General features: G+C 72.6%; 14 protein-coding genes. 10 read left to right on the top strand and 4 right to left on the bottom strand.

Annotated elements, in window-relative coordinates:
* Nucleotide 1: 1 nt before the first annotated feature.
* Together metG and IIE03_RS02720 are read right to left on the bottom strand one after the other, a co-directional pair.
* A complete protein-coding gene (metG, locus tag IIE03_RS02725; protein ID WP_192861189.1) occupies nucleotides 2–1,720 on the bottom strand; it encodes a methionine--tRNA ligase in 1,719 nt (572 codons plus the stop codon).
* Nucleotides 1,721–1,823: 103 nt separating this feature from the next.
* On the bottom strand, nucleotides 1,824–3,575 hold the full coding sequence (locus IIE03_RS02720; protein WP_318842765.1) for a dolichyl-phosphate-mannose--protein mannosyltransferase: 1,752 nt from the start codon (nucleotides 3,573–3,575) through the stop codon (nucleotides 1,824–1,826).
* Nucleotides 3,576–3,608: 33 nt separating this feature from the next.
* Here IIE03_RS02720 and rsmI point away from each other — a divergent pair, with 33 nt between their 5' ends.
* From rsmI to IIE03_RS02700, 4 genes are all read left to right on the top strand, one after another.
* Nucleotides 3,609–4,478, top strand: a complete 870-nt coding sequence (rsmI, locus tag IIE03_RS02715; RefSeq protein ID WP_408632821.1) for a 16S rRNA (cytidine(1402)-2'-O)-methyltransferase — start codon at nucleotides 3,609–3,611, stop codon at nucleotides 4,476–4,478.
* Nucleotides 4,479–4,637: 159 nt separating this feature from the next.
* On the top strand, nucleotides 4,638–4,991 hold the full coding sequence (locus IIE03_RS02710; RefSeq protein WP_192861187.1) for a hypothetical protein: 354 nt from the start codon (nucleotides 4,638–4,640) through the stop codon (nucleotides 4,989–4,991).
* 46 nt (nucleotides 4,992–5,037) lie between these two features.
* The gene (locus IIE03_RS02705; RefSeq protein WP_192861186.1) at nucleotides 5,038–5,655 is read left to right on the top strand and encodes an isochorismatase family protein; all 618 of its coding nucleotides are present in this window, start codon (nucleotides 5,038–5,040) and stop codon (nucleotides 5,653–5,655) included.
* Between the two features lie 37 nt (nucleotides 5,656–5,692).
* A complete protein-coding gene (locus IIE03_RS02700) occupies nucleotides 5,693–7,354 on the top strand; it encodes a family 20 glycosylhydrolase (protein ID WP_192861185.1) in 1,662 nt (553 codons plus the stop codon).
* A gap of 13 nt (nucleotides 7,355–7,367) precedes the next feature.
* On the opposite strand, the gene IIE03_RS02695 is transcribed toward IIE03_RS02700, so the two are convergent.
* A complete protein-coding gene (locus tag IIE03_RS02695) occupies nucleotides 7,368–9,032 on the bottom strand; it encodes a hypothetical protein (RefSeq protein WP_192861184.1) in 1,665 nt (554 codons plus the stop codon).
* 89 nt (nucleotides 9,033–9,121) lie between these two features.
* Nucleotides 9,122–9,709 carry a dihydrofolate reductase family protein gene (locus IIE03_RS02690; RefSeq protein ID WP_192861183.1) on the bottom strand — a complete coding sequence of 196 codons (588 nt, stop codon included), beginning with the start codon at nucleotides 9,707–9,709 and terminating at the stop codon, nucleotides 9,122–9,124.
* Nucleotides 9,710–9,963: 254 nt separating this feature from the next.
* Here IIE03_RS02690 and IIE03_RS02685 point away from each other — a divergent pair, with 254 nt between their 5' ends.
* The 6 genes from IIE03_RS02685 (at nucleotide 9,964) to IIE03_RS02660 (ending at nucleotide 14,999) form a co-directional block, all read left to right on the top strand.
* Entirely contained in the window at nucleotides 9,964–11,337 is a 1,374-nt protein-coding gene (locus IIE03_RS02685; protein ID WP_192861182.1) for a dihydrolipoyl dehydrogenase family protein, read from the top strand.
* A 295-nt stretch (nucleotides 11,338–11,632) separates the two neighbouring features.
* Nucleotides 11,633–12,214, top strand: coding sequence for a TlpA family protein disulfide reductase (locus tag IIE03_RS02680; protein WP_192861181.1), 582 nt, complete (start codon nucleotides 11,633–11,635; stop codon nucleotides 12,212–12,214).
* A gap of 1 nt (nucleotide 12,215) precedes the next feature.
* Nucleotides 12,216–13,094, top strand: coding sequence for a cytochrome c biogenesis CcdA family protein (locus IIE03_RS02675; RefSeq protein ID WP_192861180.1), 879 nt, complete (start codon nucleotides 12,216–12,218; stop codon nucleotides 13,092–13,094).
* 55 nt (nucleotides 13,095–13,149) lie between these two features.
* Nucleotides 13,150–13,638: a MarR family winged helix-turn-helix transcriptional regulator gene (locus tag IIE03_RS02670; protein ID WP_192861179.1), complete on the top strand. Its 489-nt coding sequence runs from the start codon at nucleotides 13,150–13,152 to the stop codon at nucleotides 13,636–13,638.
* A gap of 153 nt (nucleotides 13,639–13,791) precedes the next feature.
* Nucleotides 13,792–14,595, top strand: coding sequence for an MBL fold metallo-hydrolase (locus IIE03_RS02665; RefSeq protein ID WP_192861178.1), 804 nt, complete (start codon nucleotides 13,792–13,794; stop codon nucleotides 14,593–14,595).
* On the top strand, nucleotides 14,586–14,999 hold the full coding sequence (locus IIE03_RS02660; RefSeq protein WP_192861177.1) for a nuclear transport factor 2 family protein: 414 nt from the start codon (nucleotides 14,586–14,588) through the stop codon (nucleotides 14,997–14,999). The genes IIE03_RS02665 and IIE03_RS02660 overlap by 10 nt, the downstream gene beginning before the upstream one ends.
* The last annotated feature ends 184 nt before the right edge of the window (nucleotides 15,000–15,183 follow it).

Here is a 15,183-nt window from a genome sequence, read left to right as displayed (position 1 = left end):
GTCACTCCGCGCCGGTGCCGCCGAAGCGCTCGACGTACCCGGCGACGTCGTCGTCGGTCAGCTTCGCGAACAGGACCGGCGGGACCGTGAGAGAGGTACCGGCCGGGACGGCGTCGAGAGCCCGCGCCTCCTCGGGGCTGACCCATGTGGCGTCGTCGTCCAGGGCGAAGACGCCGCGGAGGGTCGCCGCCGTGGCCGGGACGAACGGCTCGGAGACGACGGCGTAGAGCCTGATCAGGTTCATCGCCGTGCGCAGAGAGAGCGCGGCGGCGTCCGGATCGGTCTTGACCTGCTTCCAGGGCTCCTTCTCGACCAGGTACGCGTTCCCGGCCGACCACAGGGCACGCAGGGCGGACGCCGACTTGCGGTACTCGAGTGCCTCCAGGTGCTCCTCGAGCTCCGCGAGCAGGCGGGACACCTCGGCGCCCAGCCGCTCCTCCGCCTCGCCCGGCGCCCCGCCGGACGGAACGGTGTCGCCGAACTTCTTCACGGAGAAGGTCAGCACGCGGTTGACGAAGTTGCCGAGGGTGTCGGCGAGGTCCTTGTTGACCGTGGAGGCGAAGTGCTCCCAGGTGAAGGAGGAGTCGTCGGACTCCGGCGCGTTGGCGATCAGGAAGTACCGCCAGTAGTCGCTCGGCAGGATCTCCAGGGCGGCGTCGGTGAAGATGCCGCGCCGCTGCGAGGTGGAGAACTTGCCGCCGTAGTAGGTGAGCCAGGAGAAGCCCTTGACGTAGTCGGTCATGGTCCACGGCTCGCGGACGCCGAGCTGCGTCGCGGGGAACATCACCGTATGGAACGGGACGTTGTCCTTGGCCATGAACTGCGTGTAGCGGACGTCGCCGGCCTCGTACCACCAGGACTTCCAGTCGCGGGTCTCGCCCTGCGGCGCGGCATCGGACCACTCCTTGGTGGCGCCGATGTACTCGATCGGGGCGTCGAACCAGACGTAGAAGACCTTGCCCTCGGCCGCCAGCTCGGGCCACGTGTCGGCCGGGACGGGGACGCCCCACTCCAGGTCGCGCGTGATCGCCCGGTCCTGCAGGCCCTCGGCGAGCCACTTACGGGCGATCGACGTCGACAGGAGCGGCCAGTCCTTGCTGTGCTCGTCGAGCCACGCCTCGACCTCGCCCTGCAGCTTCGACTGCAGCAGGAAGAGGTGCTTGGTCTCCCGGATCTCGAGATCGGTGGAACCGCTGATCGCCGAGCGCGGCTCGATCAGATCGGTCGGGTCGAGCACGCGGGTGCAGTTCTCGCACTGGTCACCCCGCGCCTTGTCGTAGCCGCAGTGCGGGCAGGTTCCCTCGACGTAGCGGTCCGGCAGAAACCGGCCGTCCTCCGGCGAGTACACCTGGCGGATGGCCCGCTCCTCGATGAAGCCGTTCTCGTGCAGCTTCCGTGCGAAGTGCTGCGTGATCTCCGCGTTCTGCTCGGACGAGCTGCGGCCGAAGTAGTCGAACCGCAGGCTGAAGCCCTCGTAGATCGCCTTCTGCGTCTCGTGCGCCTGCGCGCAGAATTCCGCGACCGGGACGTTCGCCTTGGCCGCGGCCAGCTCGGCGGGCGTGCCGTGCTCGTCGGTGGCGCAGATGTACAGGACGTCGTGGCCGCGCTGGCGCAGGTAGCGGGCGTACACGTCCGCGGGGAGCATCGAGCCGACCATGTTCCCCAGATGCTTGACGCCGTTGATGTACGGAAGCGCACTGGTCACAAGGTGGCGAGCCATCGCTGGAAGCTCCATTTCGTTCAGGCGGGAACGGCCGGAACCGGCCTCGCCCAATCCTATGGCCTGCACCACCCGGGAAGCTGCCGGTTGTCCACAGGCATCATCAGATCCAGCTCGGCAGCCACATCAGGCTGTGCCAGTAGTCGTAGGGCACCGGCATCGCCGTCCAGATCGGGTAGAAGAGCACGCTCACGCCCACGATCACCGCCGCCACCGCGCCCGTGACCCAGCCGACGGCGCGCCGGGCGGGCGGATCGTCCTCGGTCAGGTCCAGCAGCGCGCCGACGACGTGCACGATCGTCAGGATCAGGAACGGCGCGAACACGATCGTGTAGAACGTGAAGATCGTGCGCGACACCCCGCCGAGGAACTCGGCGACCGGCCACGAGTACAGGAACCACGGCAGCCAGCCCGCCGCGACCGCGGCCAGCGGGCCGGACGCCCGCCAGTCCCGCAGCATGATCGCCAGCACCAGCGAGACCAGGAGCGCGACCGCGCCGAGCCACCAGATGATCGGGTTGCCGAGCGAGGTCACGGCGGTCGCGCAGTCGTGCGTCACGTCCGCGGGGCACGGCCCCTGACCGGGGGAGAACCTTTCCCAGAAGAACGACGTCGGCCGCGACTGCACGATCCAGCCCAGCGGATGCGCGGCGTAGCTGTGCTCCGAGTCGAGCGTCGTGTGGAAACCCCACATCTTGTGGTGGTACTCCCACAGCGACCGGCCCGACTGCCAGGCGCCGTCGGCCCAGCCCGGCCACCAGCCGGGCGCCTCGTGCCCGTTCACCGCGGCCCAGTCCCGCATGTACGACATCCGGTTGGCGAACCAGCCCGTCCACGTCGCGACGTACACCAGGACGATGGTGGGCAGCATGATCAGGGCGGTCGGCACGACGTCGGACAGCACCCCGTCCTCCGACCACCGCCCGATGCCCGCCGTGCGCCGCGCGCCGAGGTCCCAGAACACGGTGAGCAGCCCGAACGCCACCACGAACCACAGCGCGGACCACTTCACCCCGCACGCCAGGCCCAGCGAGACCGCGGCCGCCAGCCGCCACCACCGGAACCCGATCCGGGGCCCGTACAGGCCGACGTCGCTCCCCGCGTCCACGAGATGCGCCACCCGCTCGGCCAGCCGCCGTCGTCCCCACTCCCGGTCCATCACCAGGCACCCGAACGCCACGAGCACCCAGAACATGAGGAACTGGTCCAGCAGGCCGGTACGGGAATGCACGATCGCCTCGCCGTCGACCGCGAACAGCAGGCCGGCGAGCACACCGAGCGCCGACGACGCGAACAGCCGCCGCGCGATCCGCACCAGCAGCAGCACCGCCAGGATGCCGACCACCGCGCTCGCGATCCGCCACTGCCAGGACTCCGTGGCACCGCCCGCCAGCCGCATCCCGAGCGCGATCATCCACTTGCCGATCGGTGGATGGACCACGTACTCGGCCTCGCCCGTCAGGTACGAGCTGACGTCGCCCGCCTCGAACGCCGGGTTCGGCTCCTCCGGCCAGGCGGCCTCGTAGCCGAGGCTCGCCAGCGACCAGCCCTCCTTGACGTAGTAGGTCTCGTCGAAGACCAGTTCCGCCGGCCGCCCCAGGTCCCACAGTCGCGCGAAGGCCGCCACGAGGACGACGGCCACCGTTCCGGCCCAGCCCCAGAAGCGATCCGCCAAGGTGACCCCCAGCCGCAGGCGGCGCGCGCCGAGCAGGTCGGCCAGGAGCCGCTCCCGCGTGGGGCGGCCGTCACCGACCGGAGCCGGAGGGAAGGCGACCTCGGCCGTCACCGCGGGCGCGGCGCCGGCCGTCTCGGTGGGAACAGTCCGGGGGTCTCTGCTCGCGTCGTGCTGGGGCACCGGGCCAGCATAGGGCGTGGGATCGTGGGCACCGTGACAACTTCGACAGGTTCACCGGGTACGACGTCGGACGGCGGCGCCCTGGTCCTCGCCGCCACCCCGATCGGCAACACCGACGACGCCTCCGGCCGCCTGCTGCGCCTCCTGGCCGACGCCGACGTCGTCGCCGCCGAGGACACCCGGCGCCTGCACGCGCTCGCCGGCCGGCTCGGGGTGAAGGTCGCCGGCCGGGTCGTCAGCTTCCACGAGCACAACGAGACCGCCCGCGCCGACGACCTGCTCGACACCGTCGCGTCCGGGGGCACCGTCGCCGTCGTGACGGACGCCGGGATGCCGTCCGTCAGCGACCCCGGCTACCGCGTCGTCGCCCGCGCGATCGAACGCGGGCTGCGCGTCACCGCGGCGCCCGGCCCCTCGGCCGTGCTCACCGCCCTCGCCCTGTCCGGCCTGCCCACGGACCGCTTCACCTTCGAGGGCTTCCCGCCGCGCAAGCCCGGCGAACGGGCCCGGAGCCTCGCCGCGCTCGCGACCGAGCCGCGCACGATGGTCTTCTTCGAGGCCCCGCACCGGATCGCGGACACGCTCGCCGCGATGGCCCGGGCATTCGGCGACGACCGCCCGGGAGCGGTCTGCCGCGAGCTCACCAAGACGTACGAGGAGGTGCTGCGCGGCGGGCTCGGGGAGCTCGCCGCCCGCGCGGACGGTACGCAGCTCCGCGGCGAGATCTGCGTGGTGGTCGCCGGCGCGCCGCCCGCTCCCGCGGCAAGCGTGGACGACGTCGTCGGCGAGGTGCTCGACCGGGTGGCGGGCGGTGAGCGGCTCAAGACGGCGGTCGCGGCGGTGGCGGAGGCGACGGGCCTGCCCAAGCGCGACCTGTACGCGGCGGCGCTGGCGGCGCGATGACTCCGCGGGCGTCGAAGGTGAAGACCATTCCCGAATGCAGCTTGACCAGGCAGATCGCACTGCCTTTGCTTTGACGTTCGCCACCCCTCGTCATGTAGGGGTGAAGTTTTATCACAGTCATATCTATGCGTTCCGCGAACACCGTCCTAGCGTCGGGTCATGGATGGTCACCCCGGATACTCCCTGGCAGCGGCGGGATTCTCGTACCAGTCCCCCTACGCGCGCCCGGGCTCGCTGGACGAGCTGAGCGGGCCCGTGTCGGGCACGGTCAAGGCCGGATCCCACATCACCGGCACCCGGTACGTGTCGTTCGACGTCGAGGACGAGTCCCAGCTCTGGGACCTGTACTCCGTCACGGTCCGCGACGGGACCGTGCGCGACCAGCGGGATCTCCTGAACAAGGAGGTCCTGATCCGTATGTGGCCGGTGCTCAACCTGCCGCAGGAGTGCCGCCAGGAGTGGGAGTCCCACTTCGCCGAGCTGCGCGTGCGGACGCGGTGGTCGTTCCTGTGACCGAGGGGGCTACCGCAGCCTGCCCCGCCGGTGGCAGGCTAGGTACATGGACGACATTCGGCCTCAGACCAGCCGCTTCGTGACGAGCAGGCCCCGTCGGGCACTCGTGGTGGTGGACGTGCAGCCCACGTTCTGCGAGGGCGGCGAGCTCGGTGTCGAGGGCGGCAACGCCGTGGCGGAGCACGTCGCCGCGTACGTCAAGGAGCACCGCGACCGGTACGACGCGATCCTGACGACGCAGGACTGGCACATCGATCCGGGCGAGCACTTCAGCGACACCCCCGACTTCGTGAACTCGTGGCCCCCGCACGGCGTCGCGGACACGCCCAACGCGGAACTGCACCCCGCCCTGGCCGACATCGACGCCGACGCCCACGTGAAGAAGGGCCAGTACGACCACGGCTACTCCGGGTTCGACGGCGCCGACGAGGCGGGGCGCTCGCTCGAGACGATCCTCACCGACGCGGGCATCGGTGCGGTCGACGTGGTGGGCCTCGCCGAGTCGCACTGCGTGAAGCAGACCGCGCTCGACGCGCGCCGCGGCGGCCTCGCGACCCGCGTGCTCACCGATCTCACCGCTCCCGTGTCCCCCGAGCAGGGCGAGCAGGCCCGCGCCGAGATGCGCGGTGCGGGCGTGGAGCTCTTGTCCAGCGCCGATTTGTAAAGACTACTTTCAGTATTCGGCGCTATGCTCGCCGCCTATGACGGACAACGACGTCGCCGCGGCGATCACCCCAGCCCCCGTCCGCGTCGAGCCGGGCCGGGGGGTGGTGGAGCTCGCGCGTGTCCGCGTGATCGTGCCCGACGTCGTACCGGGGGGTGACGGTTGCGCCGATCCCGGCCTCCGCTCCCTCGCCGCCGAACTGCTCGAACCCGCGGGCGTCACCGTCACGGAGACGTCACTCGCCGGTTCGTCCCCCGCTGTGCCGCTGGAGCTGCGCGTCGACGAGGCCGCCGGCCCGGAGACGTCGTCGCACCCCGAGCGGTACACGCTCACGGTGACCGCGGGCGGCGTCGTCGTGGCCGCCCCCGCGCGGTCCGGCCTGCTGCACGGCCTGCGGACGCTGGCCCAGATCGCCGGCGCGGCCCAGGCGGCGGGGCACCCGGGCGAGGTGACGGCCGTCGTCGTGCACGACGCGCCGCGATACGGGTGGCGCGGGCTCTCCCTCGACATCGCACGGCACTTCTTCGGGCCCGACGACCTGCGCGCCGTCGTCGACCTGCTCGGCCGGTACAAGATGAACCGCCTCGGCCTGCACCTCACGGACGACCAGGGCTGGCGCCTCGAGATCCCCTCGCGCCCGGACCTGGTGGCGCGCTCCTCGCAGGGCGCCGTGAACGGCGACCCGGGCGGGTACCTCGGCGTGGACGACTACGCGGAACTGCAGGAGTACGCGGCTGCCCGGGGGATCGTCGTCGTCCCCGAGATCGACCTGCCGGGGCACGTCAACGCGGCGACGCACGCCTACGGCGAGCTGAACCCCGACGGCCGGCCGACCGACACCTACGAGGGCATCGAGGTCGGATTCTCCCGCCTGTACCTCGACCTGCCGGCCACGGAGCCGTTCCTGCGCGACGTACTGGGCGACGTCGCGCGGATGACCCACGGCGAGTGGGTGCACTTCGGCGGGGACGAGGTCCACCGCATGGAGACCGAGGAGTACCTGGGGTTCGTGGAGCTGTGCCAGGAGATCGTCGCGTCGTCGGGCAAGACGCCGGCCGCGTGGCAGGAGGCCGCCGGTGCCGGGCACGGGGACGCGGAGACGGCCGCGGCGGCGCTTGCGGCGGCCGGCGGCGCGACGGCGGGCGGTGCGGCGGCGCTGCCGGCGAGCGGTTCGGCGGGGACGGTTGACCACGGCCCCGCGACCGCCGTCGTCGCCGATGACCTCCGCGTCGCCGCGGGCTCGCCCGTACACGCCGGGACGGTCCTGCACTACTGGGACCCCCGCGCGGAGCCCGACGCCTTCCTGCGCGCCGCCGAGGCGGGCGCCCGGTTCGTCATGGCCCCGGCGGAACGGACCTACCTGGACATGAAGTACACGCCCGAGCACCCGCTGGGCCTGCAGTGGGCCGGGTTCGTGGAGCTGCGCGACTCCTACGAGTGGGATCCGGCCGCGACGATCGACGGGCTGCCCGCGGAGTCCGTCGACGGCGTGTCCGCGTGCGTGTGGACGGAGACCCTGGTGACGCGGGACGACCTGTTCTCCATGCTGCTCCCCCGGCTCGCGGCCGTGGCCGAGACGGCGTGGACGCCGCAGGAAGTCAGGAACTGGGAGTCCTTCCGGAGCCGGATCGCGACCGAGGCGGCGGCATGGCGCCGCGACGGCGTCACCTACCACCCCACCCCGCAGGTGGACTGGTAGCGGGCAGCGGTCGCTAGTCCGTCGTGATCAGCAGCGGAGGGGCCGGATCGGACGGCGGGATCGCGCCCGTCGGCGGGCCCGCCCAGCCGGACGCCGCGCGGTCCGGCAGGTCGGTGACGACGTCGTACCAGACGCCGGTCGCCGTCGCTCCCCCGCCGGACGCGGCCGCGGCCGCGAAGACCGTGGCTACCTCGGCGCGCGCCTGCAGGGCACCCCGGTCGTCGACCGATTGCGCGCGCGACTGGTGCACCACGACCATCGTCTGCGGCAGCCCTTGCGTGGAGACGATCCCGGCGACCCGGTCCACCGCGGCCTGCAGCTCCGCGACCGGGACATGCCCGCCGAACTTGACGCCGTTGCCCGCGACCCGGAACTCGGGATGCAGCGCGAGGCCCACGCCCGGCGTCGCGAGGAGAGCCTCGAGCGGGCCGATCTGCTCCGCGAGGGGCCGGTTGCCCGGCACGACGTCGAGCAGGACCAGGGTCCCGGCGTCGCGCAGCGCGCTCACCACGGCCGTGAGGTCCTCGACCGGCGTGGAGGCGACGTAGTCCCCGTCCTCCCCCGGGCTCGACGACTTCACGCTCGCCGCGACCGAGACGACGGGCACCCCGCCGTAGGCGTCCGCGATCGCGCGGGCCTCGGTGGCCGCCGCCGCGGTCTCCGCCGGATCCGCCCCGGGCGGCACCGTGAACGACGTCGCGACGTACGTCTCGCCGGCCAGGCGCTGCGTGCCGTGCGGGTAGGTGACGCCCCGGCGGGCGGCGTCGACCTGCCACGCGAGGCGGTCCCGATCGGAGAAACCGGGGCCGATGGCGACGACGCCGAGCGGGTCCGCGGTCGTGATCCGGCTGATCGCGTCCTTGCGCGCCCCGGGATCGCCGCCCGGGACGACGAGCGGGACGGCGCCCGCGGCCCGCGCGGTCCCGATGGCCGCCTCCTGGCCTTCCGCCGGATCGATCAGGAGCATGACCTCGGAGAGCTGGTCCGGGTCCTCCACCTCCGGGACCTGCTCCCGCAGGGTCCGGAGCTGAGTGGTGTCGATCATCCCGGCCTCGGGCAGCCTGACCTCGGTCCCGGCCGACGACGATCGCACGGCCGCGCCGGTGACGGTGCCCGCTCCCGCCGTCGTACCCGACCCGACGGACGTCCCCTTGCCGCCCGACTGCACCGACTTGACGGCCTCCTCGGCCGCCTCGCTCACCGCGTCGGGGTCGAAGCGGACGACGTCGAGGCCGCCGGCCAGGGCTCCGGCGGCGGCGACGTCCTCCTCGTCCCCGACCACGACGAGCGACTCGGCGCGCAGCCGCTCCAGCTCGTTCCGCAGGCCGGCGTCGTCGATGACGCCACCGCCGAGCAGCACCGGTGCGGCGAGCGCCTCGCCGGTGGCGCCGGCGGTCATGCGGTCCGCGGCGTCGTCCACGGTGGCGAGCACGACCACGGGCGAGTGGTCGAACAGGGCCTGGCTGGCGTGGAGGGCGAGTTCGGCGGAGTCGTCCGAGTCGAGGGTGAGGACGCCGTCCTCGGGCGCGCGCACCGCGGCCGGCGGCTGTTCCGACGAGCTGCCGGAGCCCTCGGCACGGGGGACGGAGCAGCCGGCGAGCGCCGCGGCCAGCAGGCCGGTGATCAGGGCGGAGGCCGCGATGCGAGTTCTGACGAATCGGGCGTTCCGGTGATCCACGCGACATATCTTCGCGCACTCCAGGCGCGGGTGATCCCTGGCCAGGTGAAATGTGAGTGAAAGTTCGCGCTGGGACCCAACGCCTGACGTCAGCGGCGCAGCGTCAGGTGGGTAACCTCCGGCGTGTGCCGCGCCGTGGACTCCGAGAACTCGATGGGCGGGACGCCGTCGAAGACCCGGGTGCCCTCGCCCAGCGTGAACGGGACGATGTGCAGGCGCAGCTCGTCGACGTGACCGGCGGCCAGGTACTGGTTCAACGTGGTGGCGCCGCCCGCGATCGACACGTTGCGGTCCCCGGCGGCCTCCCGCGCCCGCTCGAGCGCCGACTCGATCCCGTCGGTGACGAAGTGGAAGGTGGTGCCGGTCAGCTCCAGCGGCTCCCGCGCGTGATGGGTGAGGACGAAGACCGGCGCGTGGTACGGCGGCTCCTCGCCCCACCAGCCCCTCCAGTCGAGGTCCCACTCGCCGCGCCCGGGCGAGAACATGTTGCGGCCCATGATGAACGCCCCGGCGTCGAGGATCGCGTCGACCTCGGCGCGGTGGTCGTCCCCGTGCTCGAACATCCAGGTGTGCAGGCGTTCGCCCGCGACCGTGCCGAACGGGTGGTCCAGCGACTGATCGTGTCCGGCGGGGATGAGGTCGGCGGACACTCCGATATCTGCGGTGACGATTCCCATGCCAGGTCCGACGACGGGGCGCGGGGAAACTCATCGGTGCGGCGGCGCGGCGGCACGACAACTCGCGGGCGCGGCGGGTGCCGGGGGCAGCGTGCTCGGTGAGCGCCCTCGCGGAAAGCTCCCGGGCGGCGGAGCAGACTGCCGTTGTGCCTCGCCGAGCGCGGCGGCGCATGCTGGGACCATTCACGGCAGCGGGCTCGCGGGCGACACAGCCGCGAGCCTCATCCGGACAACCGCGAGGAGAGGAAGCCGAGATGAGCACCACCGAGCAGGCAGAGGTCGTCGTCGTCGGGCTGGGGGTCGCCGGGGAGGCCGTCGGCGGCGCGCTCGCGAAGGCCGGGGTGGACGTGGTCGGGATCGAGGAGAACCTGGTCGGGGGCGAGTGCCCGTACTGGGGCTGCATCCCGTCGAAGATGATGATCCGCGCGGGCAACCTGCTCGCCGAGGCCCGGCGGATCCCCGGGATGGCCGGGCGTGCGGCGGTGACGTCGGACTGGGGTCCCGTGGCACATCGCATCCGCGAGGAGGCGACGGCGAACTGGGACGACACGATCGCCGTCGAGCGCTTCACCGACGCCGGCGGCCGGTTCGTCCGCGGCCGTGCGGAGATCCTCGGACCGGACCGGGTGCGGGTCGGCGACACCGAGTACGTCGCGTCGCGCGGCCTGGTGGTCTCCACGGGCACCGAGCCGGTGGCCCCGCCGATCGACGGGCTCGCGGACACGCCGTACTGGACCAATCGCGGCGCGATGGAGGCCGAGACGCTCCCGGCCTCGCTGCTCGTGCTCGGGGGCGGCGCGATCGGGCTCGAGATCGCGCAGGCGTTCGCGCGGTTCGGGGTGGAGGTGACCGTGGTCGAGGCGGCGGACCGCATCCTCCCCATGGAGGAGCCGGAGGCGTCCGAGCTGATCGCGGGCGTCCTGGAAGCCGAGGGCCTGACGGTGCACGCCGGCACCCCGGTCAGGCACGTCGCGTACGACGACGCCACCGGGTTCACCGTCACCGCCGACGGCGTGCCCGGCGAGCTGCGCGCCGAGAGGCTCCTGGTGGCGACCGGCCGCCGCCCGCGTCTGAGCCGCGAGATCCGCGCCACGCTCGGCGCCGCGCCCGACGGCGATCTGGTGGACGACCGGCTCCGGATCACGGACCGCGTGTGGGCGGCCGGTGACGTCGTCGGCAAGGGTGCGTTCACCCATGTCGCCACGTACCACGCCGACATCGTGGTGCGGGACGTGCTCGGCCAGGACGGCCCGCCCGCCGACCACCACGCGCTGCCCCGGGTCACGTTCACCGACCCGGAGGTCGGCGCGGTCGGGCTCACGGAGTCCGCTGCCCGCGAGGAGGGGCTCACGGTGGTGACCGGCTTCCAGCAGGCGTCGTCCACGACTCGCGGCTGGATCCACAAGGCCGGCAACGACGGCTTCGTCAAGCTCGTGGCCGACGCCGACGCCGGATACCTCGTCGGCGCCACGTCCGCCGGGCCGCACGGGGGCGAGGTGCTGGGGATGCTGGCGCTGGCCGTCCACGCCCGCGTCCCCCTCACCGAGCTGGAGTCGATGATCTACGCCTACCCGACCTTCCACCGCGGCATCCAGGAGGCCCTGAAGGACCTGAGGGCGGCTGGCTGACCTCGCTCTCGGGCATCAGAACGGCGGGTCGGTCGGGGCGTCCGGGAGCAGGGGGCCGGGCTCACCGGTCACGCCGGCTGTCCGCCGGCCGGCCTCCGTCGGGGGCCGGACATGCGTGTGCCCGCTCGGTGCGGTCCAGAACCTCTGAGCCTGTGGATAACTCGGCGCCCTGCGGGGAACGGCGCCCTCGCCGTCGGCGGACGGGGGTCTGACGTCATCGGACTGTAAGGACCGCTACCGACAATGCGCCCCCTCTCGGGCGGACACTGGTCCCATGCGTCGGATACTTGCGCCCTTGATCGCCAGCGCCCTGTTCCTCGCGGGCTGTGCCGCCGGGACCACCGCCGGGACGGAAGCCGGCGACGGCACCGGTTCGAGCCCGGAGTCCCAGGGCGGCACGGAAGCCCCCACCGGCACGGGCACCGACTCCGGCACGGCGTCCGGCGACGACGCCGGCGCCGGCTCGGAAACCCGGGTCGATACCGCCGCCTGGGACTTCTCCGCCGAGACGCTGGAGGGCGGCACGTTCGACGGCGCCTCCATCGCCGGCACCCCCACCGTGCTCTGGTTCTGGGCGCCGTGGTGCCCGACCTGCCGCGCCCAGATCCCAACCGTGACCAGCCTCGCCGAGGAGTACGACGGCGAGGTCGAGTTCGTCGGCGCCGGCGGCCTGGCGTCCGACGCGGAGATCCGCGAGCTGGCCGGCGACATCCCGCACGTCACCCACCTGATCGACGTCGACGGGGACGTCTGGGAGAAGTTCGGGGTCACCGCGCAGTCGACCTTCGCCGTGATCGACGAGAACGGCGAGATCGTCGCCGAGGGGTACCTGGACACCGGCGCCCTCACCGACCTCGTCGCGGACCTGGCGGGCTGAGATGCCCAGCACTGACGCCTTCGCCGTGGCGTTCGGTGCGGGGGTCGTGGCGGCCGTCAATCCCTGCGGGTTCGCCCTGCTGCCCGCCTACCTCTCGCTCTTCGTCCTGGGCGAGGACCGGTCACGCGAACGTTCGGCACGGCCGGCCGCCGTCGGGCGCGCGCTGCGGGCGACGGCGGCGCTGACGCTCGGGTTCGCCGGGGTGTTCCTCGTCTTCGGCCTGGCCGTCGCGCCGGTCGCCGCCGCGGTCCAGGCCTGTCTGCCCGCGTTCACCGTGGTACTGGGCCTGGTGGTCGCCGCGGCGGGCGGGTGGCTGCTGACCGGGCGGAGCCTGCCGTCGATCACGATCGGCCGCCGTCCCGGCAAGCAGGGCGCGCCGACGGCGGGCTTCGGCTCGATGACCGGTTTCGGCGTGTCCTACGCGATCGCCTCGCTGGGCTGCACCGTCGCACCGTTCCTCGCGGTCGTGGTGACGGCGTTCCGCGTCGACTCCCCGGTGGCAGGGGTGCTGCTGTTCCTCACCTACGCCGGCGCGATGGGCCTGATGGTCGGGACGGCCGCCGTGGGGGTCGCGCTGGCCCGGGACGGCCTGATCACCCGGGCGCGCCGCGCGGGCGGGCGGCTCCCGAAGGCGGGCGGCGCCCTCCTCCTGGTAGCGGGCCTGTACGTGGCCTGGTACGGCTTCTGGGAACTGCGCGTCCTGCACGCGGGCGCGGGCGCGGACCCCGTGGTGGAGGCGGCGGGTGCCATCCAGCGATTCCTCTCCGAGATCGCCCCGTGGATCGCCTACGCGGGTGTGGCCCTGATCGCGGTGACCCTCGTCGTCGTGGCGGTCCGGCGCGTGCGCCGTCGCGCCGGGGCGACCCGCGTCCCGCGGTGACGCTCTCCGGACAGCGGATCCCTCGTATCGTGGACCGCGACGACGAGGAGGCACTGTGGGTGAGGCGTTCGCGACTGCGAAAGAGGCGGCCGATGACGAGTCGGTGATCGCGTTCGGGCGGTTCCTGGGTGCGGCGAGCCGGCTGGAGCACGTGCTCGGCCGGGAGATCGAGGAGCGGTGCGGGATCTCGCACCTGATGTTCGAGGTGCTGCTGATCCTCGCCCGCGCCGGAGGGCCGGGCCTGTCGATGCGCACCATCAGCCACGAGCAGGTGCTCACCACCGGCGGCGTGACCAGGCTGATCGACCGCATGGAGGCTGCGGGTCTCGTCGAGCGCAGCGACAACCCCGCCGACCGGCGCGGCCGCATCGTGCGCCTGACGGCGGTGGGAGAGGCGAAGGCCGTCGAGGCGAGCGGCGTGCACCGGGCGAACATCCAGCAGTACTTCCTGGAACCGTTGCCCGCCGAGCACCGCGCCGCGTTCGCGGAGGATCTGCGGATACTCAGCCGCACCGCGGGCGAGGCGGTCGGCCGCCTGCGGTAGTCGGCGGGACTCGAGCGCCAGGGGACGGGCCGGCGGGTCGGCGGGTCGGGATCGCGGGTCGCGGGTCGCGGGAATATCTGATGCGTCAGATACTGTTCGGTCAGATGAACGCTCCGCATTCGCGCGGAGCCCGACCTGACACGAGGAGCACCCGTGACCGCACTCGAGTTCACCATCTTCGACCTGGACTTCCCCGCCGGGAACAAGGCCAAGACCGCCACGCTCGTCACCGGCGAGACCCAGGCGATGCTCGTGGACGCCGGCTTCACCCGCGCCGACGGCCACCGGCTCGCCGCCGCCGTCCTCGACTCCGGCAAGTCCCTCACCACCGTCTACATCAGCCACGGCGACCCCGACTTCTACTTCGGCGCCGAGGTTCTCGCGGACGCCTTCCCGCAGGCCCGGTTCGTCGCGACCGCCCCGGTCATCGAGCACATCCGGCACTCCTACGAGGGCAAGCTCCAGGCCTGGGCCGCCTCGGGCGCGAACCTGCCGACCCGGCTGATCGACCTGGAGGTCCTCGACGGCGACATCGACCTGGAGGGACACCGCTTCGAGCTCCGGGGCGGAGCCGCCGGCCTGGCGGACCGGCACTACCTCTGGCAGGCCGAGCAGCGGGCCGTGCTCGGCGGAGTCCTGGTCTTCTCCGGGCAGCACGTGTGGACCGCCGACACCGGTGACGCCGCACGCGCCGTCTGGCGCGACGTGCTCGACGAGATCGAGGGGCTCGACCCCGAACTGGTCGTGCCCGGCCACCGCGCGCCCGGTGCGCCCGCCACGGTCGAGGCCGTCCGCTACACCCGCGAGTACCTCGAGGAGTTCGAGGACGTCCTCGAGACGGCAGCCGACGGCGCCGCCGTGACCGCCGAACTCGTGCGGCGCCATCCCGACGCGGAGCTGCTCGTCGCCGCACAGATCGGCGGCAAGGTCGCGAAGGGCGAGATGGCATGGGGCTGAACGACATCGAGACCTCGACCGAGCCGCGTGACGTGGTGCGGCGCCAGTACCTGGCCTCCGCCGCCGGGAACCTGGAGGCGCTGCGCGCGACCCTCGCCCCGGACGTCGAGTGGACCGAGATGGAGGGCTTCCCGCTGGCCGGAACCTATCGCACACCCGAGGGCGTCACCTCGAACGTGATGGAGCGCCTGGGCGCGGACTGGACAGGCTGGACCGCCCACGACGACACCTACGTGGTCGAGGGCGAGAACGTGGTGGTCCTGGCCCGGTACACGGCGGTCAACAAGGCCACCGGGAAACCGATCGACGTGCGCGTGGCGCATCACTTCACCGTTCGGGGCGGGCTCATCGTCCGCTTCGAGCAGTTCGTCGACACAGCCCTGGTCCGTGATGCGATGGCCTGACCGCCCCGGCCGTCTCCCCCAAAGGTCGTAGGCCGATTTCCGACCTCCGCCAGTCGTGCGCGGCCGGGCCCGGCGACGACGCTGGGTGCACTCGAACCGAAGCCCCTGACCGGGCCGAGAGCATCCAGGAGGACCCATGCATCCCGTCACCACGGACCGCCGTCGAGCACCGAGAAGCCGACCG

The sequence above is a fragment of the Myceligenerans pegani genome, from assembly GCF_014892515.1.
Lineage (GTDB): Bacteria > Actinomycetota > Actinomycetes > Actinomycetales > Cellulomonadaceae > Myceligenerans > Myceligenerans pegani.
This window is presented reverse-complemented; position numbering and strand designations above follow the sequence as displayed.